General features: G+C 68.4%; 21 protein-coding genes. 10 read left to right on the forward strand and 11 right to left on the reverse strand.

Features of this window, described 5'->3' with window-relative positions; genetic code table 11:
- Window positions 1–7 precede the first annotated feature (7 nt).
- The 3 genes from ABNQ39_RS29390 to ABNQ39_RS29400 are packed head-to-tail and all read left to right on the forward strand — an operon-like array spanning window position 8 to window position 2,826.
- Window positions 8–757, forward strand: coding sequence for a (Fe-S)-binding protein (locus ABNQ39_RS29390; RefSeq protein ID WP_376965557.1), 750 nt, complete (start codon window positions 8–10; stop codon window positions 755–757).
- Window positions 747–2,171: a LutB/LldF family L-lactate oxidation iron-sulfur protein gene (locus ABNQ39_RS29395; RefSeq protein WP_376965559.1), complete on the forward strand. Its 1,425-nt coding sequence runs from the start codon at window positions 747–749 to the stop codon at window positions 2,169–2,171. The genes ABNQ39_RS29390 and ABNQ39_RS29395 overlap by 11 nt, the downstream gene beginning before the upstream one ends.
- A complete protein-coding gene (locus tag ABNQ39_RS29400; RefSeq protein WP_376965561.1) occupies window positions 2,164–2,826 on the forward strand; it encodes a LutC/YkgG family protein in 663 nt (220 codons plus the stop codon). Before ABNQ39_RS29395 ends, ABNQ39_RS29400 begins: the two co-directional genes overlap by 8 nt.
- A gap of 211 nt (window positions 2,827–3,037) precedes the next feature.
- Here ABNQ39_RS29400 and ABNQ39_RS29405 read toward each other — a convergent pair whose 3' ends face one another.
- The gene (locus ABNQ39_RS29405; protein WP_376965563.1) at window positions 3,038–4,339 is read right to left on the reverse strand and encodes a D-amino acid dehydrogenase; all 1,302 of its coding nucleotides are present in this window, start codon (window positions 4,337–4,339) and stop codon (window positions 3,038–3,040) included.
- 260 nt (window positions 4,340–4,599) lie between these two features.
- Between ABNQ39_RS29405 and ABNQ39_RS29410 the strand changes: the two genes are divergently transcribed.
- The gene (locus ABNQ39_RS29410; protein ID WP_376965565.1) at window positions 4,600–6,129 is read left to right on the forward strand and encodes a sigma 54-interacting transcriptional regulator; all 1,530 of its coding nucleotides are present in this window, start codon (window positions 4,600–4,602) and stop codon (window positions 6,127–6,129) included.
- Window positions 6,130–6,150: 21 nt separating this feature from the next.
- Here ABNQ39_RS29410 and ABNQ39_RS29415 read toward each other — a convergent pair whose 3' ends face one another.
- Both ABNQ39_RS29415 and ABNQ39_RS29420 read right to left on the reverse strand, forming a co-directional pair.
- Window positions 6,151–6,945: a zinc-ribbon domain-containing protein gene (locus ABNQ39_RS29415; protein ID WP_376965567.1), complete on the reverse strand. Its 795-nt coding sequence runs from the start codon at window positions 6,943–6,945 to the stop codon at window positions 6,151–6,153.
- Window positions 6,946–7,114: 169 nt separating this feature from the next.
- Entirely contained in the window at window positions 7,115–8,764 is a 1,650-nt protein-coding gene (locus ABNQ39_RS29420; RefSeq protein WP_376965569.1) for an electron transfer flavoprotein-ubiquinone oxidoreductase, read from the reverse strand.
- Between the two features lie 152 nt (window positions 8,765–8,916).
- Here ABNQ39_RS29420 and ABNQ39_RS29425 point away from each other — a divergent pair, with 152 nt between their 5' ends.
- The 5 genes from ABNQ39_RS29425 (at window position 8,917) to ABNQ39_RS29445 (ending at window position 15,728) form a co-directional block, all read left to right on the forward strand.
- Window positions 8,917–9,807 carry a uracil-DNA glycosylase gene (locus ABNQ39_RS29425; RefSeq protein ID WP_376965571.1) on the forward strand — a complete coding sequence of 297 codons (891 nt, stop codon included), beginning with the start codon at window positions 8,917–8,919 and terminating at the stop codon, window positions 9,805–9,807.
- Window positions 9,808–10,035: 228 nt separating this feature from the next.
- Complete coding sequence (locus ABNQ39_RS29430; RefSeq protein ID WP_376965573.1) at window positions 10,036–12,306, forward strand: transglycosylase SLT domain-containing protein; 2,271 nt, start codon at window positions 10,036–10,038, stop codon at window positions 12,304–12,306.
- A gap of 52 nt (window positions 12,307–12,358) precedes the next feature.
- Window positions 12,359–12,895 (forward strand): molybdenum cofactor biosynthesis protein B, encoded by a 537-nt coding sequence (gene moaB / locus ABNQ39_RS29435; protein WP_376965575.1) that lies wholly within the window; start codon window positions 12,359–12,361, stop codon window positions 12,893–12,895.
- Entirely contained in the window at window positions 12,892–13,908 is a 1,017-nt protein-coding gene (locus tag ABNQ39_RS29440) for an aminoglycoside phosphotransferase family protein (protein ID WP_376965577.1), read from the forward strand. The genes moaB and ABNQ39_RS29440 overlap by 4 nt, the downstream gene beginning before the upstream one ends.
- A gap of 92 nt (window positions 13,909–14,000) precedes the next feature.
- Window positions 14,001–15,728: a tetratricopeptide repeat protein gene (locus tag ABNQ39_RS29445; RefSeq protein WP_376965579.1), complete on the forward strand. Its 1,728-nt coding sequence runs from the start codon at window positions 14,001–14,003 to the stop codon at window positions 15,726–15,728.
- A 41-nt stretch (window positions 15,729–15,769) separates the two neighbouring features.
- Here the strand turns inward: ABNQ39_RS29445 and ABNQ39_RS29450 are convergent, their stop codons facing one another.
- Entirely contained in the window at window positions 15,770–16,174 is a 405-nt protein-coding gene (locus ABNQ39_RS29450) for a bacteriohemerythrin (protein WP_376965581.1), read from the reverse strand.
- Between the two features lie 208 nt (window positions 16,175–16,382).
- Between ABNQ39_RS29450 and ABNQ39_RS29455 the strand changes: the two genes are divergently transcribed.
- Complete coding sequence (locus ABNQ39_RS29455) at window positions 16,383–17,135, forward strand: Fic family protein (protein ID WP_376965583.1); 753 nt, start codon at window positions 16,383–16,385, stop codon at window positions 17,133–17,135.
- On the opposite strand, the gene ABNQ39_RS29460 is transcribed toward ABNQ39_RS29455, so the two are convergent.
- The 7 genes from ABNQ39_RS29460 to ABNQ39_RS29490 form a co-directional block, all read right to left on the reverse strand.
- Complete coding sequence (locus ABNQ39_RS29460; protein ID WP_376965585.1) at window positions 17,132–18,787, reverse strand: CocE/NonD family hydrolase; 1,656 nt, start codon at window positions 18,785–18,787, stop codon at window positions 17,132–17,134. The two genes, ABNQ39_RS29455 and ABNQ39_RS29460, sit on opposite strands and share 4 nt — an antisense overlap.
- A 323-nt stretch (window positions 18,788–19,110) precedes the next feature.
- Window positions 19,111–20,820: an adenine deaminase gene (gene ade / locus ABNQ39_RS29465; RefSeq protein WP_376965587.1), complete on the reverse strand. Its 1,710-nt coding sequence runs from the start codon at window positions 20,818–20,820 to the stop codon at window positions 19,111–19,113.
- A gap of 66 nt (window positions 20,821–20,886) precedes the next feature.
- Window positions 20,887–22,083 (reverse strand): GNAT family N-acetyltransferase, encoded by a 1,197-nt coding sequence (locus ABNQ39_RS29470; protein WP_376965589.1) that lies wholly within the window; start codon window positions 22,081–22,083, stop codon window positions 20,887–20,889.
- Window positions 22,084–22,111: 28 nt separating this feature from the next.
- A complete protein-coding gene (locus tag ABNQ39_RS29475) occupies window positions 22,112–23,449 on the reverse strand; it encodes a PAS domain-containing sensor histidine kinase (RefSeq protein WP_376965591.1) in 1,338 nt (445 codons plus the stop codon).
- On the reverse strand, window positions 23,446–24,582 hold the full coding sequence (locus tag ABNQ39_RS29480; RefSeq protein WP_376965593.1) for a DUF2336 domain-containing protein: 1,137 nt from the start codon (window positions 24,580–24,582) through the stop codon (window positions 23,446–23,448). Before ABNQ39_RS29480 ends, ABNQ39_RS29475 begins: the two co-directional genes overlap by 4 nt.
- Window positions 24,583–24,744: 162 nt before the next feature.
- Window positions 24,745–25,509 carry a DUF6969 family protein gene (locus tag ABNQ39_RS29485; RefSeq protein ID WP_376965595.1) on the reverse strand — a complete coding sequence of 255 codons (765 nt, stop codon included), beginning with the start codon at window positions 25,507–25,509 and terminating at the stop codon, window positions 24,745–24,747.
- A 114-nt stretch (window positions 25,510–25,623) separates the two neighbouring features.
- On the reverse strand, window positions 25,624–26,235 hold the full coding sequence (locus tag ABNQ39_RS29490; RefSeq protein WP_376965597.1) for an ABC-type transport auxiliary lipoprotein family protein: 612 nt from the start codon (window positions 26,233–26,235) through the stop codon (window positions 25,624–25,626).
- Window positions 26,236–26,243: the final 8 nt, after the last annotated feature.

Consider the following 26,243-nt stretch of genomic DNA (forward strand, 5'->3'; position numbering starts at 1 on the left):
GCGCCCGATGTCCGCGATCCCCAAACCCTCCCGCGTCTATTACTTCGGCACCTGCCTCGTCGACCTGTTCTTTCCCGATGCCGGGATGGCGGGGATCGAGCTGTTGCAGTCGCAGGGACTGACCGTGGTCTTTCCGCAGGGGCAAAGCTGCTGCGGTCAGCCCGCCTACAATTCCGGCTACCGCGCCGACGCGCTGAAGGTCGCCCGCGCCCAGCTGGACCTGTTCCCCGGCGACGATCCCATCGTGGTGCCGTCGGGCTCCTGCGCCGGCATGATGAAGAAGCATTGGCCCGACCTGTTCCACGGCGAGCCGGACGAAGCCAAGGCGGTGCAGGTTGCGGCCCGCGTCTGGGAGCTGACGCAGTTTCTGGTCCATGTCCTCGACGTCCAGCTCACCGACAGGGGGGAGCCTGTGCGCGTCACCTGGCACGCCTCCTGCCATGCCCAGCGCGAGATGGGCGTGGTCGAAGAGCCGAAGGCGCTGCTACGCCAGCTTGCCAATGTCGAGCTGGTGGAGTTGAAGCGGGAGAAGGAATGCTGCGGCTTCGGCGGCACCTTCGCCGTGCGCCATCCGGAGATCTCCGCCGCGATGGTCGGCGACAAGGTGGCGGACATCGAGGGCACCGGCGCCGCCCGCGTGGTGTCGGGTGACTGCGGCTGCCTGCTGAACATCACCGGCGCGCTGGAAGCCGGGGCCAAGGCTGCACGCGGCCAGCACATCGCCCAGTTCCTGAAGGAGCGCATCCATGGACGGTAACGCACCGGATTTCGCCGCCGCCTCGCACGCGGCGCTGGCCGACCCGCAGTTGCGCGGCAATTTCCGCCGCGCGATGGACGGGCTGATGAGCAAGCGCGCCGCCCAATTTGCCGATGCCGGCGAATGGCATGGCGTGCGGGCGCTGGCCGCCTCGGTCCGGCTGCGCGCCCTGTCGAAGCTGCCGGAACTGCTGGAAAAGCTGGAGGAAAACTGCACCCGCAACGGCATCACCGTCCATTGGGCCGCCACGACGGATGAGGCCAACGCCATCGCCCTCGACATCCTGCACAAGGCGAACGCCAAGCTGGTGGTCAAGGGCAAGTCGATGGTGACGGAGGAGATGCATTTGAATGCCGTTCTGGAAAAGGACGGCATTGAGGTTCTCGAAAGCGACCTCGGCGAATACATCGTGCAGCTGGACGGCACCATGCCGTCGCACATCATTATGCCGGCGATCCACCTGAACACCAAGCAGATCGCCCATCTGTTCAAGCGCAAGATCAAGGACGCCGAGAGCCGCGAGGATGCCGCCTATCTGACCGACCTTGCCCGCCGGGTTCTGCGCGCCAAGTTCCAGGCCGCCGATGTCGGCATGTCCGGCGTCAACGCCGCGGTGGCGGAGACCGGCACCCTCTGCCTGATCGAGAATGAGGGCAACGGCCGCATGTGCACCACGGTGCCGCCGGTCCACATCGCCTTCATGGGGCTGGAGAAGGTGGTGGAAAAGCTGGAGGACGTGCCGCCGGTCATCAGCCTGCTGCCACGCTCGGCCACCGGCCAGCCGATCACCACCTACGTCAACATGATCTCCGGCCCCCGCAAGCCGGGTGAGAAGGACGGCCCGCGCGAGGTGCATCTGGTCATCCTCGACAATGGCCGCTCCAGCATCTACGCCGACCCGGAACTGCGCGACACGCTGCGCTGCATCCGCTGCGGCGCCTGCATGAACCATTGCCCGGTCTACACCAAGGTCGGCGGCCATGCCTATGAGGCGCCCTATCCCGGCCCCATCGGCAAGATCCTGGTGCCGCAGATCGAGGGGTTGGCCAAGCGCGGCGCCATGCCCCACGCCTGCACCATGTGCAACGCCTGCGTCGAGATCTGCCCGGTGAAGATCCCCATCGTCGAGATCATGGGGCGCCTGCGGGTCGAGGCGGTGAAGCCCAGCGGTGCGGTGAAGGACGGGGGCGCCAAGGCCAGCCGGACGGAAGCGATGGTGTGGAGCGGCTGGGCGGCGATGAACGCCTCCCCCACCGCCTACCGCGTCGCCACGCTGGCGATGAGCAAACTCGGCAATGCGGCGCCGTCGTCGCTGCCCATGCTGAAGGAGTGGACGAATGTCCGCACCAAGCCGCGCTTCGCCGGCCGCACCCTGCACGACCTCGCCCGCGCCAAGGGGGTTCCCGATGTCTGACGCCCGCAATTCGATCCTGACGAAGCTGCGCAAGACGCGCGACGCCCACCCGCTGACCCCGCCGGCCTCGGATTTCGCGCCGATCGAAGCGAAACAGTGGGCGGAGGAGGAGCGGCTGCCCCGCATCCGCCGCCTGATGGAGGCGGTGCATACCGAGTTTCTCGACGCTGCCGAGGCCGATTGGCCGGCGGTGCTGCGCGAGTTCCTGACGCGCGAGGGGGTGGGGTCGCTGGTCTACGCGCCGGAGACTGAGGCGGGGAAGCGGCTGGTCGAGGGGTGGGGCGCAGGGTCCACCGCCCTCATCCCCTACGACCGGCCCTTCGAAGACATCAGGCCCCAGATGTTCGACTCCATCGACGCCGGCCTGACCACCACCCGCGGCGCCATCGCCGAGACGGGTAGCCTGATCCTCTGGCCGACGGCCGCGGAGCCGCGCACCCTCTCTCTGGTCCCGCACATCCACATCGCGCTGCTGCGTGCGGACGCCCTCTACGACACATTCCTGCAAGCCATGCGCGAGCAGGGATGGGCGCAGGCGATGCCGACCAACGTGCTTCTGGTGTCGGGTCCCAGCAAGACCGCAGACATCGAGCAGACGCTGGCCTATGGCGTTCACGGGCCGAAGCGGCTGGTCGTTCTGGTGGTCCATCCGTGACGGCCCGTCCCACAGCGGAACCGCCAACCCGGCTCTACGAGGCGATCCTGCATCTCAGGCGCCTCGGCCACCGCGTGGAGAAATGCGAAGGGCGGCGCGGGCGACATCGGCTGGATGGAGCCGAGATCACCGACGCCGCCCTTCTTGAGCTGGCGATGACCCGCGTCCGCCGTACGGCGCGGGTCACATATTCAGGTCAGGCCGGCCCAGGTCAGGCGGGACGGACGGCCGCCGGGCGCGACACCGCCACCGACGGTTTGCGGCCGTAGCGGTCGACGCTGAGGCCTTCCATGTCGATCTCGGTCTGACGGCCGCTGACCACGTCGGCCAGCACGCGGGCGGAACCGGCGGACATCGTCCAGCCCAGCGTGCCGTGGCCGGTGTTGAGGTAGAGGTTGCGGACATGGGTCGCCCCCAGGATCGGCGTGCCGTCCGGGGTGTTCGGGCGCAGGCCGGTCCAGAACTCCGCCTTCGACAGGTCGCCGCCCTTCGGGAACAGGTCGCTGACCACATGGTCCAGCGGGCCGCGGCGGCTCTCGCGCAGGCTGAGGTCGAATCCCGACAGTTCCGCCGTGCCGCCAACGCGGATGCGGTCGCCCAGCCGGGTGACGGCGATCTTGTGCGTCTCGTCCATCACCGTCGATTCCGGCGCGTGGGCGGCGTCTGTGATCGGCAGGGTCAGCGAATAGCCCTTCACCGGATAGACCGGCAGGTCGATGCCCAGCGGCTTCACCAGCTTGGGCGAATAGCTGCCCATGGCGACGATGTAGCTGTCGGCGGTCAGCGTGCCCTGATCGGTCAGCACGCCGGTGATCTTGCGACCGTCGCTCTCCAGCCCGCGGATGGAGACGCCGTAGCGGAACTCCACCCCGCGCTTGGCGGCATAGTCGGCCAGCTTGTTGGTGAACTGGAAGCAGTCGCCGGTCTCGTCGCCCGGCAGGTGCAGCGCGCCGACCAGCTTGTCCTTCACATGGGCCAAAGCCGGCTCGACCGAGGTCAGGCCGTCGCGGTCGAACAGGCTGTAGGGAACGCCGTAGCGCTCTAGCACCGCCATATCGTAGCCGGCGGCGTCCATCTGCTTCTGGGTGCGGAAGACCTGGAGCGTGCCCTGGGTGCGCTCGTCATAGGTGATGCCGGTCTCGGCGCGCAGGGCCTTCAGGCAGTCGCGGCTGTATTCGGCGACGCGGACCATGCGGCTCTTGTTCAGCTGGTAGCTCGCCTCGTTGGCGTTGGCCAGCAGCTTCAGGCACCAGGACCACATCGCCGGATCCAGCTTCGGCCGGATCACCAGCGGCGAATGCTTCATCGTCATCCACTTGATGGCCTTCAGCATCAGCCCCGGCGCCGCCCAGGGAGCGGAATAGCCCGGGGACACCTCGCCCGCGTTGGCGTAGCTGGTCTCCAGCGCCGGACCGGTCTGACGGTCGATCACGGTCACCTCATGCCCGGCGCGCGCCAGATAATAGGCGGTGGTGACACCGATGACGCCGCTGCCCAGAACAATCACGCGCATGAGACTGGCTCCCCCTAGGGATGGATGACTTCGCTTGGGTGGGTGTTTCGCAAACACCGTGCCAGTCCACGAAATGGCGGATTTGCTGCAATACAGGCAGAGCGGAGGGTAATCCGGTGTATGCGTATGTTTACAGGGAGGCGACCTTTCTGGACTGGAGTGTTGAGGATCAATGGCTTGAGGGGGTGTAAAGATTTTGATACGGTGTAACGATATGTGTACAGTGATTCCCGGTCGTCCTCACTGCCAACGCCAGACACATGCGCATCGAAGTCACCTTCACCGACCGCGTCGGCATCGCCCATGAGATCCTCGCCGTGCTGGCGTTGCGCCGGCTCAATGTGGTCGGTGTCGAGGTCGACCCGCCGCTGATTCACATCGACGCCCCCGGCCTCGATCCGGCGACCCTGCCTGCCCTTTCCGATGCGCTGCGGGGCATTGCCGGGGTGCGGTCGGTGGCGGCCATCGACATGCTGCCGGGCACGCGGCGGCGGCTGCATCTGGATGCGCTGCTCGCCGCCCTGCCCGACCCGGTGCTGGCGGTCGACCGTGCGGCCCGCGTCGTGGTGGCGAGCGCCGCCGCCGCCCAGGTCGCCGGACTGCCGGAGGCGCGCCTCGCCGGCCTCGACCTCGGCGAGCTGTTCGGCGAACCGGGCCTGACAGATGAACTGACCGCGGGCGGTTTCCGCATGTCGGGGCGCGAGGTGACGTTGAACGGCCAGCCCTTCCTGCTGGAGGTCACCCCCATCGTCGATGTCGAGGCGGCGGGCGCCGTCATCACCCTGTTCACCCCGTCGCGCCTCGGCGAGCGGCTGGACGCCATCCAGAATTTCGATGAGGGCGGCTTCGACCGCATCCTCGGGGAATCCCCGCCAATCCGGGCGCTGAAGGCACGCGCCGCACGCGTCGCCGCGATGGAGGCGCCGCTGCTGATCCTGGGCGAGACCGGCACCGGCAAGGAGCTGATCGCCCACGCCTGCCACCGCGCCAGCCCGCGCCGCGACAAGCCCTTCCTGGCGCTGAACTGCGCCGCCGTGCCGGAGAATCTGGCGGAGAGCGAGCTGTTCGGCTACGCCCCTGGCTCCTTCACCGGGGCGCAGCGCGGCGGCAAGCCCGGCCTGCTGGAACTGGCTCATGGCGGCACCGTCTTCCTCGACGAGATCGGCGAGATGTCGGCCTATCTCCAGGCCAAGCTGCTGCGCTTCCTCAATGACGGCAGCTTCCGCCGGGTGGGCGGCGAGCGCGAGCAGAAGGTGGATGTCCGCGTCATCAGCGCCACCCACCGCTCGCTGGAGGCGATGGTCGCCGACCACAGCTTCCGCGAGGATCTGTTCTACCGCCTCAACGTGCTGACTCTGGACGTGCCGCCTCTGCGCGAACGCGGGCAGGACATCCTGCTGCTCGCCCGCCACTTCATCGCGCGCGCCGCGGCGCAGGCCCGCCGCCCGCCGGGCCGGCTGACCCCGGCGGCGGCGGCGGCGCTGCTCGCCAACCGCTGGCCCGGCAATGTGCGGCAGTTGGAGAATGTCATCTTCCGTGCTGTGACGATGAGCGACGGCGGCACGCTCGATGCCGCCGACCTGGAACTGGCCGGCGCCGGCATGCAGGCGGCCGAAGTGCCGGCGGAGGATGCCGGCAGTTGGGAGGATGCGGTGGACGGGTTCGAGCGGACGCTGCTGCGCCGGCTCTACCCACGCTTTCCGTCCAGCCGCAAGTTGGCGGTGCGGCTCAACACCTCGCACACCATGATCGCCAACAAGCTGCGGAAATACGGCATCCCGGAGCGGTGAAGAGCGCCGCCCCGATCCGGATCAGTGGCCCTTGGCCGGGGCAGCGTGCTTTTCGGCGGCGGGTTTCGCAGCAGCCGGCTTTTCCGGGGCTTTCTCGGCAGGCTTCTCGGCAGCGGGCGGCTCCAGACCGGGGGGCGGACCGCCAAAGGTGATCGTCATTTCGGTCACCGGGCCGGGATCGGACTGGCTGTGGTGGAATCCCGCCGCGGCGCCGGGGCCGAGCGTTTCGGCCGACTGCTCGATGGCCCAGCTTTGCAGCAGCTTGTGCTCCGGGCCGAAGGTGTTGACGCGTAGCGGCGGCAGCGTGCGCTCAGTGTCGGTCGTGTTGGCGACCTCCCCCTCCAGCAGCAGGACGGTCTTCCCACCTTCGAGCTTCTGTTCCGAGCGGATGTTGCGCAGTTCCAGCCCAAAACCCGGCGGCTCGGCCGGCATGCCAATGGCGTCATAGAGCAATGCCGCGGGCGGCCAGTTGCGGACGATGGCGTCGCGGGCGAAATAGGCGCCGGCGGCGGACCCGGCGACCAGCAGCCCCAACACCGCGAAGCCGATCACCGTGCTGCGGGCCGGCTTGGCGCGCGGGGCCTTCGGTGATTTGCTTTTGGATTTTTCTGCGGATTTCCCGGCGGCCTTCGCTGCGGGCTTTGCGGGCCGCAGTTCGGTCAGGGCATCGGGAACGACCGGCTCAAGCTCCGCCCGGTCGGGCATCTGCCACCAGGTGTGACCGCAGCGGGCGCAGCGAACCTTTCGGCCATCCTGCCCGAGCGATTCGTCGGACAGGGTATAGCGCGTCGAACAGGTCGGACAGGAAACGATCATCGCGCCGTCGCAGAGAGGTTACCACTTGCCTTATAGATAGGAGTGGCGCGCGGCGCAACCGGCACCCGCGGGGTGGTGCCGGTCATCCATCTGCATGTGGCTTCGGCGCATGCGCCTGTCCCCCTCCGACCCGTGGCGAAGCAGTGGGTCGGAGGGGGACAAAAGCGTCTTACATGCCGCCCGGATAGTTCGGCCCCCCGCCGCCTTCCGGCACGACCCAGTTGATGTTCTGGGTGGGGTCCTTGATGTCGCAGGTCTTGCAGTGCACGCAGTTCTGCGCGTTGATCTGCAACCGCGGATCGCTGCCGTCGTCGTTGCGGACGATCTCGTACACGCCGGCCGGGCAGTAGCGCTGCTCCGGCGCATCGTAGAGCGCCAGATTGACGCTGATCGGAACCGACTTGTCCTTCAGCGTCAGGTGCGGCGGCTGGTCTTCCTCATGGTTGGTGTTGGAGAGGTAGACCGAGGACAGGCGGTCGAAGCTGACCTTGCCGTCCGGTTTGGGGTAGGCGATCTTCGGCGCCTCGCTGGCCTTCACGAGGGTGGTGTGGTCGGCATGGTGCTTCAGCGTCCAGGGCGATTTGCCCTTCAACCCCGTCTCGTAGGCGGCGTTCGCCAGACCGGCCCACAGGCCCTTCTGGAAGCCCGGGCGGATGTTGCGGACGGCATACAGCTCCGGCCAGACCCAGGACTGCTTCAGGCGCTCCGGATAAGCGATGACCTCCGGACCGTTGTCGGCACCGCCGGTCAGGTGGTCGAACACCGCCTCGGCCGCGACCATGCCCGACTTCATGGCGGTGTGGTTGCCCTTGATCTTCGGCACGTTCAGGAAGCCGGCGCCATCGCCGATGAGGAGGCCGCCGGGGAAGGTCAGCTTCGGGATCGACTGGTAACCGCCTTCCGACAGCGCGCGGGCGCCATAGGACAGACGCCGGCCGCCTTCGAAGGTCGGGCGGATCGCCGGGTGGGTCTTGTAGCGCTGGAACTCCTCGAACGGGCTCATATGGGGGTTCCAGTAGTCGAGGCCGACGACGAAGCCGACCGACACCAGATTCCCTTCCATGTGATACAGCCACGACCCGCCATAGGTCTTGGGGTCCATCGGCCAGCCGATGGTGTGGACGATCAGGCCCGGCTTCGACTGGGAGGGATCGACCTCCCACAGCTCCTTGATGCCGATGCCGTAGGTCTGCGGCTGGCAGTCGCGGCGCAGGTCGAACTTCTCGAACAGGGTCTTGGTCAGCGACCCGCGACAGCCCTCGGCGAAGATGGTCTGCTTGGCGTGCAGCTCCATGCCGGGCGTGTAGTTGCCGGTCTTCTCGCCGTCCTTACCGATGCCCATGTCGCCGGTGGCGACACCCTTCACCGCACCCTTGTCGTCATACAGCACTTCCGCCGCGGCGAAGCCGGGGTAGATCTCGACCCCAAGCTCTTCCGCCTGCGTTGCCATCCAGCGGGCCAGATTGCCCAAGCTGATGATGTAGTTGCCGTGGTTGTTCATCTGCGGAGGGGCGAAGGGCGACTTATAGGCCTTCGTTTCCGTCAGGAACAGGAAATGGTCTTCGCGCGCCTTGGTGGTGAGGGGGGCGCCCTTTTCCTTCCAGTCCGGGATCAGCTCGTCCAGCGCATGCGGTTCGAAGACGGCGCCGGACAGCAGGTGGGCGCCCACCTCCGACCCCTTCTCGATCACGCAGACGCTGAGTTCCTGCCCGGTCTCGGCCGCGCGCTGCCGCAGACGGATCGCGGCGCTCAGGCCCGACGGGCCGGCGCCGACGATCAGAACATCGTATTCCATGACCTCGCGCGGTTCGCGTTCCATCACCACACTCCCCCACCGTCTTGTTTTGGTACTGTTTCCCTCGGGACGCCCTATGGTCTTTTTGCGGGCGCGTGCTTGTAGCACGGATTGCGCCGCACCCAAATTGGGTATCTGGACATGTAAGACCACACGATCTGTGGTAAGGTCAAACGATGATTGACGTATGCGACATCCTCGACGCGCTGCGCTGGCATGCCGATATCGGCTGCGACGAGGCCATCGGCGACGAGCCGACCGACTGGGCCGCCCTCACCGCCCGGACGGTGGCGCGCGCACCGGCCGTCGGCGCAGCCGCGGCCGGTGGCGCCACTTCCGGCTCCGTTCCGGGACCCAACGCGGCGCGCAGTTCCGCCCCGACTCGGGCGCCGACCCCGGCGGCGGCGCGTCCGGCAACCACCCTCTTTGCCTCACCCGACCAGCCGCTGGGCGCCAGCGAGGCCGGCATCCAGGCCCGCGCCCGCGCCGGAGACGCGCAGACGCTGGAGGCGCTGGAGGCGGCCCTGCGCAGCTTCGACGGCTGCCCGCTGAAGGCGACGGCGATGAACACCGTCTTCGCCGACGGCAACCCGCAGGCGCGGGTGATGCTAATCGGCGAGGCGCCGGGCGAGGACGAGGACCGGCAGGGCAAGCCTTTCGTCGGCGTCAGCGGCAAGCTGCTGGACCGCATGCTGGCCCAGATCGGGCTCGACCGCAGCGCCGTCTACATCTCCAACATCCTGCCCTGGCGCCCGCCCGGCAACCGTAGCCCGACCCAGGCGGAGATCGCCGCCTGCCTGCCTTTCCTGGAACGGCATGTGGAGCTGGTGCAACCGAAGCTGCTGGTGGCGCTGGGCGGGGTTTCGGCCAAGACCCTGCTGAACCGGGCGGAAGGAATCACCCGCCTGCGCGGGCAGTGGCGGACCTACGAGGTCGCGGGAACCCCCGTTCCGCTGATGCCGATGCTCCATCCGGCATATCTCCTGCGCAACCCTATCGCAAAACGGGAAGCGTGGCGGGACATGCTTGCGTTGCAGCAAAAGATCGCTGAAGAAGGGATCAAGTAATCGAAAGAGAAAATGGGATGTCACAGGGCTGCCGAAATCGTTCGTATGATTGCGATCGCCGCGCAGCACAAATGTGGCCAGACCATGCCGAAAGGCATTTTCCCAACGGGCTAGAGCCTTTTTCCCATCCCTGTTAAAGCGTTGTAACATCTGGCGAATACCCGGACCGACACATTCCGTGCGAATCCGTTGCTTGCGGTTCGCGCCGACGTGAGGTATCCCGAAGCCATGCTCCGGATATTTTGCAGTGCAGCATACCGGGTCGCGAGCGCGGCCCCGCTGCGGCGGAACCTTCTGGGGGTGCTGGGTCTCACGGTGGCTTACACCCTGGGACCCGACGGTGCGGTCGGGTCCCGGCCCGCTTGCGCCGCCCTCATCATCCACGCGCCGGACGGTCACGCCGTCGTCCCGCCCGGCGGGGATTCCGTGCCTGACCCCGCTAGCCCCGTTTTCGCCGACGCGCCAATCGATCCTGCGCCGGTCGATCCAGCGATGGGGCTCCCCGAAACCGCAACCCCCGATTCCTCAACCGCCGGGACGGCGCCGTCCGCCGTCGTGGACGACTCTCCCGCCTCCGCCGGCGCGCCGCTGCTGCTGGCTGTCGATGAGACAGCCCGCGCCGTCCAGCTGGACGAGGAGGATGCCGCCCGCTACCGCCGCATCTTCGCAGCCCAGGAACGGGCCGAGTGGGACGCCGCAGATGCCGAGATGGCGAAGCTGAAGGACCGCCGGCTGACCGGCTATGTCCTGCGCCAGCGCTATCTCCACCCCGACCGCCGCGCCGGCTACGAGGAACTCGCCCGCTGGATGCAGGATTACGGCGACCTCGCCGGGGCGGAACGGGTCTACGCTCTGGCCCAGAAGCGCCAGCCCGCAGGCCAGCGGGCGCCGAAGCCGCCGCGCGGCGAGGAGCGTGTCCGCCTCGTCGGGTCGCTGGAACGGCTGGGCGGCCTGCGCACCGTCGCCAGCAACGAGGAGGACGATGACGACAGCGTCACCGTCGCCCCACGCAGCCGCACCGTGTCCCGGGCCCGCAGCGACCGTGCGGCGGTGGCGCGGGTGGAAGAGCTGCTGCGCTCCGGCCGCACCAACAGCGCGCTAAGCCTGCTGGGCCAGGACGAGTTCGGCGGCAAGCTCGACACCGTGCAGTACGATGCCGCCCGCGCCCGCATCGCGACATCCCTCTATTATGCTGGCGAGACGGCCCAGGCATTGACGCTCGCCTCGGCCAGCGCCGCGCGGTCGGGCGACATGCTGCCGGAGGCTCATTGGATCGCCGGTCTGGCCGCCTGGCGGCTGAAGCAGACCGACCGCGCCGCCCGCCATTTCACCGGCATGGCCGCCGCCGGCCCACGCAATCCCTGGAAGGCCGCCGCGGCCGATTACTGGGCGGCCCGCGCGCTGGCCCGCAAGCCCGGCAAGGAGAAAGAGGCGGCGGAGCATCTGGCCGCCGCCGCCCGCTATCCCCACACCTTCTATGGTCTGATCGCCCTGCAGACGCTGGGCAGCCTGGGCGACGTGCGCTGGCAGGCACCGGATCTGACCGGGCGGCAGCTGGCGGCGGTGGCGGCCAAGCCGGCAGGATCCCGTGCCATCGCCCTGCTCCAGGCCGGTCAGCGCGAACTGGCGGGGCTGGAGCTGCAACGCATCGACCCGCAGGGCGAGCCGCTGATCGAACAGGCGATGGTCGCGCTGACCGACCGCGCCGGGGTGGCCTCGCTGGCGCTGCGGCTCGGCAATGCGGTGGCCGGTCCGGACGGCGCCCCCTATGCCGCCGCACTCTACCCGCTGCCCCACTGGACGCCGCGCGACGGCTTCGCGGTCGACCGCGCGCTGGTCTTTGCGGTCATGCGGCAGGAATCGCGCTTCGACCCGCGGCTGGTCAGCTCCGCCGGTGCGACAGGGCTGATGCAGATCCTGCCCAGCACCGCCCAGCATGTGCGGGAGCGCAATGCCGACATCGGCAGCGACGACGCCAACCGCGACGCCCTGTTCGACCCGTCCCGCAACATGGAGCTTGGCCAGCGCTACCTGTCGGAACTGCTGGGCATGCCGGAGATCGACGGCAACATGTTCCTGGCGACGGCCGCCTACAATGCCGGGCCGGGCACGCTGGCGCGCTGGCGACGGGATCTGAGCGACATCACCGATCCGCTGCTGTTCATCGAAAGCCTTTCTTTCGGCGAGACTCGCGACTATGTGGAGAAGGTGATGGCGAACTTCTGGATCTACCAGCTTCGGCTGGGCCAGGAGACCGCCTCGCTCACCGCCGTCGCCGACGGGAAATGGCCGGCCTATGTTCCCATGGACGGCCGTCCGCCCCAGGTTGCGGCCCGTCCCGATCCGCAGCCCGCGGCGAAGGCGGCTGCACCGGCCGCCGATCTGCCTGTCGCGGCGGCACCGGAACCGGTGGAAGCGGCGCCAATGGGACCGGCGCCAGCAGGGCCGGTGCCGGTGGAAACGGTTGCTGAGCGGGGAGAGGCCAGCCCGATACCCTGACCGCCGGCGCCCATGTCGGGCTCCGGCCCGACATGAGGACACGCCTGCCGCCATGCCGAAGATCGACGAGAGCCGCCCTTTCCTTCCCGTGAACATCGCCGTGGTGACGGTGTCCGACACCCGCAGCGCCGCCGACGACCGCTCCGGCGATGCGCTGGCGGAGCGGATCGCCGGGGCCGGCCACCGGCTCGCCGCCCGCACCATCGTCCGGGACGACATCGCCGCGATCCGTGCCCAGGTGCAGGCCTTCATCGCCGATCCGCAGATCGACGTGGTGCTGACCACCGGCGGCACCGGTGTCACCGGCCGCGATGTGACACCCGAGGCGGTCGAGGCCCTGTATGAGAAGGCGATCCCCGGCTTCGGCGAGCTGTTCCGCTATCTCAGCTATGCCAAGGTCGGCACCTCCACCATCCAGAGCAGGGCGACCGGCGGCGTCGCCAACGGCACCTATATCTTCGCCCTGCCCGGCTCGCCCAGCGCCTGCCGCGACGCCTGGGACGACATTCTGGTCTGGCAGCTCGACAACCGCCATCGCCCCTGCAATCTGGTGGAGCTGATGCCCCGCCTGCGCGAGCATATGGCGTGAGCGAACCCTTGGGCTTCTCGATGGCGGCGCTGCACGCCGCCCTGATCCGTCTGCCGCGGCTTGCCGATCTCTCCGCCGACGCGCTTGAGCCGATGCCGTTGAAGGGCGTTGCCCATGATCATGTCCGCCTGCGCGGCCGGCGTCTGGTCGCCCGCATCCCACGCTGGAGCCAGCTTGGACTCGATGCCTGGACGGCGCTGGACCGGCAAGCCGCCGCCTTCCGGCGGGCGGAGATGTCGGGCCACACCCCGCGCTTCGCCGGCCTGATTCCACCCGGCGAGGGATTGCCGCTGGGCGCCCTGGTGGTGGGCGAGGTCGAGGGGCGGACGCCCGTCCTGCCCGGCGACATACCGGCCATCGCCCGCGCGCTGGCGGCCTTGCACCGCATGGCGCCGCCGGACTTCTACGAACCGCTGCCCGCCCCGCCCGATCCGGTCGCCGCATTGCTGGCCCAGGTCGAACGGCAGGCGGCGTGGTTCGACAATGCCCCCCTGTCGACCGAGGCCCGCGTCCTGATCGCGGAGGAGCTTGCCGCCGCCCGTGTCGGCGACCTCCTGCCGCCACCCGAAACGCCGATGCCGCTGACCGCGGTCGGGGTGGATGTGCATCCCGGCAACTTCCTGATCGGCGACCACGGCAAGGCGTGGTTCACCGACCTGGAGAAGCTGCAATACGGCCACCCGGCCAGCGACCTTGCCCATGCCAGCCTCTACACCTCGACCAGATGGGACCCGGCGGTGAATGCGGAGCTGGCCCCGGAGGAGGTCGACGCCTTCGTCGCGGCCTGGGCGATGGCGGTGCCGGGCGACCTCGCCGACGAGGTGCTGCCCTGGCTGAAGTCACTGCGCCGGCTGACCTGGCTGCGAACCCTGTCCTGGATGGCCCGCTGGTCGGTGGAGGGTGCCAGCCTGTCGCCGGGCATGCCGGAGGGCTTGCGAGCCCATATGGACGCCCACGCCACCGACATTCTGCGGCCGGAGCGGATCGAGCAGGTGCGGCGGGACTGGCGTTAGCAGCCGCGAAAAGGGGAAGGGTACGAAAGTCTCTTGCCCGCGCCCTGCCGAAGATGATGGGATACCGACTCGGAAAACGAGGTGACGAGAGCATGACGAGGTTCCGACGCCGGTTGCTGCCGGTTTCCCTGGCCATCCTGATGTCCGGGACCACCCTGACGCCCGCCCTTGCCGCCGGTCCCGGTGCGGGCCCCGGTGTAGACCGGGGTGCGGATGACGGTGGATCGGCCACCGGCAGCTATCTGGCCGGCCGCTATGCCCAGCACCAGGACGATTGGACCGCGGCGGCGCGCTTCACCGCGCAGGCGCTGGCCGCCGACCCGGACGACCCCGCCCTGCTGGGCCGCACCTTCCTGCTGCGGCTGGGCGAGGGGCGGATCGAAGCGGCGATCGACCATGCCAACCGGCTGCTCAACGGCCAGGGCGAGCCGCAGATGGCGCTGACCCTGCTGGCCGCCGATGCGCTGGCCAAGGGCAAGCTGGACGAGGCCAACGGCTATGCCGCCCGGCTGCCGTCCGACGGGCTCGGCCGCTTCCTGACGCCGCTGACCCGCGCGTGGCTGGTGACTGCCCGCGGCAAGACGGACGAGGCGCTGGCGGCCCTGCAGCCGCTGGCCGACGTCAAGGGCTTCGAGGCGCTTTACAACCTGCATGCCGCGCTGATCCTCGATCTTGCCGGCCGCAACGACGAAGCGGCGGCCCGCTACGCCAAGGTGACGGACACCGACGCGCCGCTGCGGGTGGTGCAGATCGTCGGCAACTTCATGACGCGCACCGGCCGCAAGGACGAGGCGCGCACGCTCTATCAGACCTTCCAGGGCAACAACCCCGACGGGCTGCTGGTGGAGCCAGCGCTGGCCGCCATGGCGAACGCGCCGTCGGAAGCCCGCCCGGTCCCCGATGCCCGGTCCGGTCTGGCGGAAGCGCTGTTCGATTTGGGCAGCGCGCTGCACCACGAGAATGCCGACGAGCCGGCTCTGCTGTTCGGCCGCATCGCCCTGCATCTGCGTGACGATCTGGCCCTGGCCCATCTGCTGATCGGTGATATCACCGCCTCGCGCGACCATCACGAGGAGGCGCTGGCCGCCTACAAGCGGCTCGAGACGGATCCGCTGCTGGGCTGGACCGCCCGCATGCGCGAGGCCGACAGCCTCGCCCGCATGGATCGCAACGACGAGGCTATTGCGATCCTCAAGGATCTCTCCGCCGAACGGCCGGAGCGCACCGACGCGATCACCCGGCTCGGCGACATCTACCGCTACTCCAAGCGCTACGCCGAGGCGATCCCCGCCTACACCACGGCGCTGGAACGGATCGGCACGCCGCAGGAGCGGCATTGGCCGCTGCTCTACGCCCGCGCGATGTGCTTCGAGAAGACCAAGCAGTGGCAGCAGGCCGAAGCCGACCTGCAAACCGCGCTGAAGCTGCGCCCGGACGAGCCGTCGCTGCTCAACTTCCTCGGCTACAGCTGGATCGACCGCGGCGAGAATCTGCCCAAGGCCAGGGCAATGGTGGAGCGCGCTGTGGAACTGCGCCCGCGTGACGGCTACATCGTCGACAGCCTGGGCTGGGCGCTCTACACGCTTGGCGATTACGAGGCGGCGGTCGCCAAGCTGGAGCGCGCGGTCGAGTTGAAGCCGGGCGATCCGACCATCAACGACCATCTCGGCGACGCCTATTGGCGGGCCGGCCGCCGGAACGAGGCCCGCTTCCAGTGGATGCGCGCGCTGCGCAGCGCCGACGAGGAGACCGACAAGGGAGCCATCCAGGCCAAGCTCGACAAGGGCCTGCCCGACCAGAAAGCCGCCGCGAAGCAGTGAAAAGCCCCTCTTTCCTTCGGGGGAGAGGGAATTGTCCCGCCTTATGCGTGCTCCCGCACATAGGGCTTGTACTGGCTGTCGGTCTGCTGGATGTGCTCCACGAACCAGTCCTTGAGCAGCAGGATCAGGTCCACGCGCAGCATGGTGGGGTTATCCCCCTCGAACTCGCGGGCCAGCTTCTCCACCTCGTCGGCGAAATAGCGGTGGGCGGCGAGGTGGCCGTCCAGGTCGGGATAGCCGCAGCGCACCATCATTGCCTCCTCCCGCGCGAAATGGACGGCGACATAGTCGCGGAGGCTGGCGAGCAGGCTGGAAAGCTCCTCGCGGTTGGCGGGGGTGATGCCGCTTTCCAGCAGGCCGTTGAACAGGTCGAGGAGCCGCCGATGCTCGTCGTCGAGCACGGGCACGCCGACGCTCATGGATTCGTCCCAGACGACATAGCTCATCGCAGCGATCTCCCCCCTCGCATCCCGCAATTGCAGGTGCATCCCGCAGAATCAAGCGGTTGCGGCCGGCCATGGCAGGGTTGTGGACATCTTGACAGGGATCCTAAAACCGGCAACCGTGCCAGTCCAAGCGGCAAATCCCCGCAGGGGGGCGCGGCAAGATGCGCACCGCGCCAGCCCATCCCCTGCCAAAGCGACAGAGTGACCGATGGCCCTGCTCGACGAGATCGCGGAGAAGAAACGGGCGCTGGACGCCGCACGCCCCCTGCCGCAGGAGGTCGTCCACGGCATCGCCGACCGGTTCGAGTTGGATTTGACCGCCGCCGCCGCGGCGCTGGAGGATTATCCGCTCAAGCGCGCCGACGTGAAGGCCATACTGGAGCGCGGCAGCGTCCTGCGCCACCGCGCGGTGGAAGAGCAGCGATTTGTCCTGAACCACCGTTCCGCCCTGGAGTTGATGGCCCGGCTGTCCTTCGATCCGTCGGGGGCGGTCACCGAGCGCACCGTCACCGCCTTCCACAATGTGCTCTACCGCGGGATCGACGACGACGCCGGCAAATACCGCAATGCTGCGCCGAAGGACGACCCGGCGGAAACCGCGCCGGATCCAGCCAAGCTGCGCGTGTCGATGTCGGCACTGTCGACCTGGATGCGCAAGTCCGACGCCGGCCCCGACACCGCCTTCGAGGCGCATCACCGGCTGAGCGCCATCCGTCCCTTCGATGCCGGCAACCGGGCGACCGCACTGCTCTTGTGCAACCTGATCCTGAACCGCGCCGGCTATCCGCCGGTGGTGATCGGCGCCGACGACCGCAGCCTCTATCTCGACCTTGTCGAGCGGGCCTGGTCGGTCGGCGACAAGACGCCCTTCCGCGACCTGATGCTGCGCTTCCTGTCACAGAGCCTCGACTTCTGCCTGGAGGCCGCCGGCCAGGGCACGGACAGGGACGAGACGCCTTAAGCCGACAGCCCGGCCGGCAGGCGCAGGCGCGACGGCCGGTCGGGACCGCTGTGGATCAGCACTGTGATCGGCAACGCATCGACCCGGCGGGTCTCGCCCGGTTCCGCACCGGTGCCGGGATTGACCGGATAGGCCGGGAAGCAGGATCCGGCAAGGCTGAGTCGCAAGGCCGATCCGGGCGCCAGCGTGGCGCAGATCGCCCGCATGGCGACGGTCAGCGGCCGGGTGGGATCACCCGGCTCCACCCGCGCATGGCCCTGGGTCAATGGCAGAACCCGCCCGTCGGGCCGCACCACCGACAGCACGGCGCTGACGTCGAAGGACGGAGCGTCGGCCTCCACCCACACCTCCAGAGCCACCCGCCCGGCCAGCGTCAACGGTTCGTCCAACGGCAAGGTGGTGTAGGTGGCGACATCCGGGCGGCGGTCCACGGCGGCGCGGTCGGGGCGGCCGCAAGCGTCAGGCACCGCATGGCCGCCCACCGTCGGCACCGGCGTGCGCGGATCGTGGACCACCACGTCGAGTGCCTCCATTTCGGGCATCTCCAATTCCAGCCGCCCGCCCTGCCGGTTGGCGAGGCCGTCGCTGGACAGATGCAGGACAGCCTCGGCCGCCGGAAGGTCCGACAGGTCGTGCCAGCGTCCCGCCTCCACGTCATGCAGACGGACCGGACCGCCGCGGTCGGCCACCTCTCCCTTCAGCACCCGTTCGAACCAGGCAAGCTGCAGCGTGTCGAGCGTCGGCGCCTGCTCCGGCGCCGCGGCCGGTCCGTCAGCGCCCCAGGGGCCGACAACCAGCCGCACCGGCGCCCGCCAGCGTGCCTTGAGGCGGTCATGGGCATCCAACATCCCGGCCAGCCGCGGATCGTACCAGCCGCCAATCTGCAGGACCGCCACGTCGGCCGGCATGCTGTCCTGCATGGCCTTGGGCGACAGCGCGGCCCAGGCCGGGCCGGGCACCGGGTTGGTCAGCCAGTCGTCGTAATGGGTGTAGCGGGCGTAGTCGCGCAGGGCCTGCGGCCGTGACGGGATCTCGTCGTCGATCGGCAGGCTGCGCGCCGCATCGGAAAGGACGCGGTGGCCGGTGCCGTCCTCGACCCGCTTTGCCGCGTCGGCGGCGGTGCGCAGGGCCCAGCCCATGGCATCTGCCAGCCGGAACGCCCCGCCCTCGTAAGCCCAGTCGAAAAAGACGTCCCAGCCGGCGAAGGCCGGCGCCACCGCCCGCAGGGCCGAAGGTGCCTCGGCCAGTGCAAGCCACTGCGCCATGCCGGCATAGCCGCAGCCATACGTCGCCACCGCCCCCGACGATCCCGGCAGGGACGCCGCCCAGGCAATGGCGTCGGCCCCGTCCTCCCGTTCCGCCTCGAAGGGTCGGAACCGGCCGTCGGAGGTGCCGCAGCCGCGCATATCCTGCACCACCACGACATAGCCGCGCGCCGCGTACCAGCGCGGGTGGGCGTAATGGCTGGTCAAGGCAACGCGACGGCCGCAGGGAACCCGCAGCAGCAGGACCGGCCAAGTCCCGGCGGCATCGGGCCGGTAAAGGTCGGCATCCAGCCTCACACCGTCCCGCGTCCGCATCGACACGGTCTCCGGCGGCCGAACCGGCAGCAGGTTGTGCAACGGGTGGATCATCGGGGCCAGATGGGTCATGGCGGGTCGGGCTCGCTCGATGACAGACAACGAAACATGCGTTGTCGTGGCAAAGCTCGTGCCAGAGTGCCTGCACCAAATTGTATAAATCTTTGAGCCAGGTCTTGCGTCTGTCAAAGCCCCTCTCCCCTTGTGGGAGAGGGGTTGTGGTGAGGGGTGCGGCGGCCGGAAGACCAACGGAAATCCAGGGTTTGCAACCCCTCATCCTAAGCCTCTCTAAAAGGGGAGAGGGGAGCCGTCAGGTATGCCGGTTCTGGGCCTCCGAACCAACCATCTCCGCCCAACCTTCAGCTCTTTGCCGCTTTTCCGGGCAAACCGCCCGCTCAAGCGGCAATCAGCTCGAACCGGTCGACATCGACCATGCCTCGGTCGGTGATCTTGAGGTGCGGAATGACCGGCAGCGGCAGGAAGGCCAGTTGCAGGAAGGGCTCGGCCAGCGGACAGCCCATGGCGCGGACGGCGGCGCGCAGGGAGCGCAGTCTCACCTCCACTGTCTCGAACGGCTCCAGGCTCATCAGTCCGGCCAATGGCAAGGCGAGCTCGCCGACCACCTGTCCGTTGCGCACGGCGACGAAGCCGCCCTGAAGCTCGATCAGCCGGTTGACCGCGATGCGCATGTCGGCGTCGCTGGCACCGACCACGCAGATGTTGTGGCTGTCATGGCCGACCGACGACGCCAGCGCTCCCTCCGCGATGCCGAAGCCCTGGACGAAACCGCGGCCAATGTTGCGGTTGCTGCCATGGCGGGCGAAGACGCAGATCTTCAGCAGGTCGCGCGACGGATCGGCCACCATCCGGCCGCCCACCACCGGCACCTCGATCCGGCGGTGTTCGGTCAGGATCTTGCCCGGCTCCAGCCCGATCACCGATTGGACCGACCCGCCGGCCGGCACGGCGAAATCCTCGTCCGCCACCGGCTCCAGCTTCACCGAAGCGAGCCCCACCGGCGTCACCGCCGGCCGGCCGTCGAAGCTGTGCGGCCCGACGATTTTTCCGTTGCGGATGACCCGGTTGACCGCACAGTCCTCCAGATCGTCGAGCAGGACGAGGTCGGCGCGATGCCCCGGTGCCACCAGCCCGCGGTCATAGAGGCGGAAGCCGCGCGCCGCCGACCAAGTGGCGGCACGATAGACATGGGCGACCGGCGCACCGAGGCGGATGGCACTGCGGATCAGGTGATCCATGTGCCCCTCCTCCGCGATGTCCAGCGGGTTGCGGTCATCGGTGCAGAAGCCGAGGAAGGGGGAGGTCTCCGGCGTGATCACTTCGGCCAGGGCATGGACGTCCTTCGACACCGACCCGTCGCGGATCAGCACCTGCATGCCCTTGCGCAGCTTCTCCATCGCCTCGGCCGCACTGGTCGTCTCATGGCAGTTGCGGATGCCGCAGGAGAGATAGGCGTTCAGCTCCTTCCCCGACACCAGCGGGGCGTGGCCGTCGATGTGGCGCCCGTCGAAGGCGGCCAGCTTGTCCAGCACCCCGTCCACCTTGTGGAAGACGCCGGGGAAATTCATGAACTCCGCCAGCCCCAGCACGCGAGGATGGTCCATGTGGCGGATCAGGTCCGGCGCCTCCAGCCGGGCGCCCGACGTTTCCAGCTCCGTCGCCGGCACGCAGGAGGACAGCTGCACGAACAGGTCGAGCGCCGTTCCGCCGGCACTGTCGAGGAAATAGCGCAACCCCTGCTCGCCCAGCACATTGCAGATCTCGTGCGGGTCGCAGATGGCGGTGGTGGTGCCGCGCGGCAGGACGCAGCGGTCGAACTCCTGCGGGGTGACGCAGGTGGACTCGCAATGGACATGGGTGTCGATGAAGCCGGGAACCACGGTCAGCCCGCGCCCGTCGATCTCCTCCAGCCCGTCATAGGACTCGTAGGTGCCGACGATGACCTCGCCGCAGACGGCGATGTCGCCTTCCGCGATCTCGCCGGTCACGACATTGAGGAAGCGCGTGTTCTTGATGACCAGATCGGCCTTCGTCTCGCCCAGCGCCTGCCCGATTCGCGTCTTCAGATCGTCGCGGCTTACCGTCATGTCCTACCCCGCCCCTCGTCCATTCAAAGAGGCAAGGTGGCCCGCCTCACCATGCCGTGCAAGCACCTATCGGCCATCCCGCTGCCGGTAAGGGGAGTGGGCCTGCTCCTGCGCGAATTTGGCGAGAGCCTTTGCGTTGTACAGCTCCAGCCCTTCCGCGACCGCGCCGCGCATGTTGGTGTGAAGAAACCAGTGGCAGGCATGGGTCAGAACCGGCAGGAAACCGCGCTCAAGTTTGTGCGGTCCGCCGCGCCCGCCATTCACCCGGCTCAGGCCATGAGCAATCGCCCGTTCGATGCTGCGGTAATAGCAGGTTTCGAAATGAACGAAGCGCGCTTCCTCTCTCGCCCCCCAGGTCCGGACATAGAGGCAGTCGTCTCCTTCCACCGACATCAGGGCGCCGATCGCAACGCCGCCGGACTCGGCAAAGGTCAGCGTCACGGCATCGCCCAGGGCTGTGCAGAGCCGAAGAACGAAATCCATGGTCAGTGCCTGACGCTTCCCCCGGCGGAGATGTAGGTCGCTCAGCAAGTCCAGGAAAATCGCGACATCGGCCTCTGCGACCCGGCTGCCCGGCACCTCGCGGAACCGCACCCCGCTCGCCACGATCTTGCGGCGCTCCCACAGCATCACTCTGCGCCGGTGGCTCGACAGGGCGGCGGTGAAATCGGCGAAGTCGCGATATCCCTCGTTCCGCCACTCGTAATCGACGGCATGGCGGGTCAACCATCCCGCCGCCTCGAAACGGGCACGATCCTGTTCATCGGGAAAGCCGACATGGATGGACGACAGCCCGTGCTTGTGGGCCAGCGACCGCAGGGCGCCGATCAGCGCATCGGCCGTCCCGGACGGCGCTCCATCCCGCAGCAGGATGCGCGGCCCGGTCACCGGCGTGTAGGGAACGTCCAAGACCAGCTTCGGGAAATAGCGGCCGCCCGAAGCCTGATAGCCATCGACCCAGGCCTGATCCGGCCAGAATTCGTCCGTCGAACGGTCGCGCAGATAGAGGGGAGTCGCGCCGACCAGCCGGCCCGACATGTCCCGGACGATCATGTGGGCAGGACGCCAGCCGGTGTCCGGGCCGGCCAAACCGCTTTCTTCCAGCGCCCTCAGATAGGCATGGCTCACGAACGGCCCCTTGCCGGCGGCGCAGACATCCCACTCCAGCGGATCGACCCCGGAAATCCCGAACACCATCGCGACCGGCAACGGTCCATCGTTCCGGTCGCCGTCCTGCGCCGCCGGTCCCTGTATCACAGACATGTCATTCCCTGATTGTTCCGGGCCCTGGCTATTCCCCGTCATACGGCAGCGCCACCGGCAGACGCACGCTGACCGTCGTGCCTTCCCCTTCGCGGCTGCGGATGTCCAGCGTGCCGTTCAGCAGATCGACGAAGGACCGCACCAGCGGCAGGCCCAGTCCGGTGCCGCCGGACCGCCGGGACAGTTGGCTGTCGACCTGACCGAAGGGTTGCAGGGCGATGGCGATGCCCTCCGCACTCATGCCGATCCCGCTGTCCGCGACCTCGATCAGGATGCGGTCGCCCTCCGGACGGACCCGAAGGGCCACGCTGCCGCCGACGGGGGTGAACTTCACCGCATTGCTCAGCAGGTTCAGCAGGATCTGCTTCACACGCACCGGGTCGCCCAGCAGGTGAGGGGTGTCGAGGGCAATGTCCTGGGACAGGGCCAGTCCACCCTCCTCCGCCCGCTCGGCGATCAGCAGAAGCGAGCTTTCCACCGCGTCGCGGACATCCATCGGCTGGGGATGCATTTCCAGCTTGCCGGCCTCGATCTTAGCGACGTCCAGAATGTCGCTGATGACCGCCAGCAGATGCTGGCTCGACTTGCCGATCACCTTGGCGTAGTCGAGATATTTGGGATGGCCGAGCGGCCCGACGATCTCGCTCTCCATCATCGAGGAAAAGCCGATGATGGCGTTCAGCGGCGTGCGCAGCTCATGGCTCATGTTGGCCAGGAACTCGCTCTTGGCGCGGTTGGCCAGTTCGGCCTGCTCCTTGGCCTGGATCAGCGCCTGCTCGGCACGGCGGCGTTCCTGAACCTCCTGCATCAGCGCGCGGGTACGCTCGGCCACCCGCATCTCCAGCTCGTCACGGGCCTGCCGCACTGCCAGTTCGGCCCGCTTGCGCCGGGTGATGTCCTGGCCGACGCACAGGATGCCGGCAGAAGCGCCGTCGGCCTTCGGCAGGCGGTTCAGGTTCCACAGCAGCACCCGCTCGCTCATGCAGTCCTGCTCGCGCAGCACCTGCTCGAAGTTGCGGACCTCCGTGCCCATCGCGGCGACGGCAAGCTGGGCGGCGAAAGAGCCGGTCGGCTGTTCCCTCATCGCCTCGGCCCAGAGACGGCCGATGGCGCTGCCGGCTTCCAGCCCGAAGGCGCGCTCGGCATCGCGGTTGGCCTCCACGATGCGGCCGTCGTCGCCCAGAACCAGGATGATGCTGGCCGCCGTCCGCAACAAGGATCGGAATCGTGCTTCGCCGGCTTGCGCCTCGCTCTGGCGCAGGGCGGATTCCAGTTCGGAGATGCGGCGCTCCAGCCGGCGGACGGTGTCGGCCGGACCGCCGCCTGCCGGCTGGCCGGGACCGGAGAAAAAGGTCGAGTTGGTCACGCCGCCGCGTTTTCCGGCTGCATCATGTCGCCCAGCTTCGCCAGCAGGAATTCCAGATCCTCCGGCGCAAGATCCTCATACTGGGTCAGGATGCGCTCGATGACGCGGCGGCGGTGGCGTTCGCGGTCGCCCGGCTCGCCGTCATAGGGGGTCTCCTTCAGCACGTCGATGGCGATGCGGCAGGCCGGCAGCAGAGCGGGCGGCAGTTTCGCCTTGTCGTACAGGGACTTCAGCCCCAGCCGGCCGGCATCGTGGATCAGCAGCCGGGCATTGGTCATCGGCACATTCGCCATGCGCGACATCGCCGTCTCGAAGAAGGCGATGTCGCCGGTGCACAGCGAGCGGACCAGCAGCGACGGTGTCAGGCGGCCGGTGCGGGCAAGCTGCGTCACCAGACGGTCCAGCGCCCCTTCGTCGCTTTCGCCGGTGAACAGGGCGACGGTCGCCCGCTCGCGGCTCTGCAGGATCAGTTCCGACGCGACCTTCGACGGCAGTTCATGGTGCGAGACCAGATGCTGGCGCAGCCGTTCCGACACCACGGCAACCAGCCGTTCGGCGATGGTGATCGGCAGCCTGGAGCGGTGGACCAGCGGGTCCTGCACCGCCTCGCTGGCGCCGAAACGGTCGATGACACGGCCCAGGCTCTGCTCGCCCAGTTCCGCCCCCTCGTTGGCGACCAATGCTGCGACCGCGCGTTCGGACCCGCTTTCGATCAGCGCCTCGGCGACGGCGGCCGGCACGGTCGGGCGTTGGGCGATGGCTGTGCTCTTGGCGTCGGCACCGGAGCGCACGATCTCGACCAGATCGGCCGGAGTCAGCACGGTGGAGACGCTCAGCACCGGAATCGCCACAGCCTCCACGTCGCGGGCCAGGGTCAGGGCGACGTCCCGCGGCAGGGAAGGGCTGGATTTCAGGTTTTCCGCCAGGGTCTGGCGGACACGCAGGACCGTGTCCTTGACCATGACGCGGATGATGTCCTCCGCCAGCTTGCGCTCCGCCTGCGACAGCTCGGGACTGTCGAACTGCTGGGACAGCTTGGCGGCCAGATCGGTCCGGCTGTTCGGCGACGGGTCGGCCAGAAGCCGTGCCACGTCCTGCTGGGTCAGATGACCCGACTTGAAACCGTCACTCATGGGTCCCGGACCCTTCCTGCCCTGGTCCGTCTCCATATTGGACGCGGAACGCAAAACCCGCGCGGATGTGGGCGGAGACTTGTCCACACGTTCAGGATCTTCCGAAACGGTTGAACCTTCCTTAACGCCCTGCGGTCATAAGCCCATCCGCCGGGACGCGAATCACGACATTTCGACGAAGCTGGGCGGTTCCGGCAGGATGGAGCCGCGGCGGCGTGTCCCGCGCAGGTGCAGCGCCACCTCGGCGATCTGATGCTCCACCGAGATGTGGCGCTGCGAGGCGACCTCCAGCTCGCGGTCCTCATAGACATAGGCATCGGGATGGATGTCGGCCCAGCCCCGGATGGCGGCATCGCGTTCGCGCAGCAGGGCGACGACGGTCGGGCGGAACAGCCGCAGCATCGCCGTGATCCAGCGGTTGGCCGGCCAGGACGGCCGGGCGTGATCGATCTCGAAGGCGTCGAGCATGGCGATCACGTCGTCCGCCTTGTACCAGGTCTCGCCCGTCACCCAGCGGTTGGTGGTGAACAGCCGCACCGGCTGGCCGGCGACGTCCATGGCGATGCCGATCAGGTGGGACAGCGCGTCGTTGTCGTTGTCAGGCGCCACGAAATCGGCGAGCGGCGCCGGCCGCAGGCCCGGCGGCATGCCGTGCGGGCGCAGGAAGGTGTGGAAATGGCCATGCTCGCCGTGCGGCCGCTCGCCTTCGGGATGGCAGTGGTAATAATACTGGGCATGGAACTCGGCGTCGTAGACGTCACCCGGCGGATAATGCTTCCACTCGTACAGCGTGCCGTGACCGCGCAGAAGCTCGCCCACCACAGTGTCGCCGGTCTTGGCGAGAACGCGCTGGCACAGGCGCACTTCGCGTCCCGCCTCGGCCATCGCCTCCAACTCTTCCCGGGACACGTCCGACAAATCCGTCATCGCCCGATCCTGCGCTGCGCGAACATCCCTATTACGTACGCGGCTATGCGGGCGTGGCAAGGCCTTTTCGGAAATCGCACCTGCGGTTGCGGCCCCGCCTGCGCTTGCCTCCCATCAGCTGCCGGAAGGGCGGAAGCGCTGCGACAGCGACCAGCCGACCAGTTCGCCGGTGACCTGCCCCAGCGCTTGGTCGAAGGCGGCGATCACGTCGGTGAAGGAGCGGCCGCGCACCGGGGCCGACGCCTCGAAGGTCTCGCCGGCCTCGATGGTCCGGCGCGGCATTGCGACCAGCTTGGCCGACAGCCGCACATGCACCCGGTCCGGCATGGTCGCGCCCGGCGTGGCGTATTCCGCCTGGAAATCGCGCAGCTCCGACTTCAGCACATAGTCGGAGCGCAGCCCCACCGTGTCGCGCCCGACCGAGACGATGCGGCCGCTGTCCTCGAAGGTCTGCACGATCAGCCCCTGCACCATGTTCGGCGCCCGGTCGGCCCAGGACACGTCGGCGAAATAGTCGAGCGAGGTCGGCGTGCGGGCCAGCGCGATGCGCGGCGTGTCGATCCCCGCCGCCGCCGCCGGCGTCTCCACCAGCAGCTGCCAGTCGGCCTTCGGGCCGGCGGCGACGCTGGCCCGCGGGGTCAGGGTGTAGAGATGCGGCGCCGTCGGGTTCAGCGTCGAACAGGCGGCCAGCCCCAGCAGCAGGGCCGCCCCGCATATCCCGCGCACGACAGCCC

Origin of the sequence: Azospirillum sp. A26 (assembly GCF_042604635.1) — a bacterium.
GTDB lineage: Bacteria > Pseudomonadota > Alphaproteobacteria > Azospirillales > Azospirillaceae > Azospirillum > Azospirillum palustre.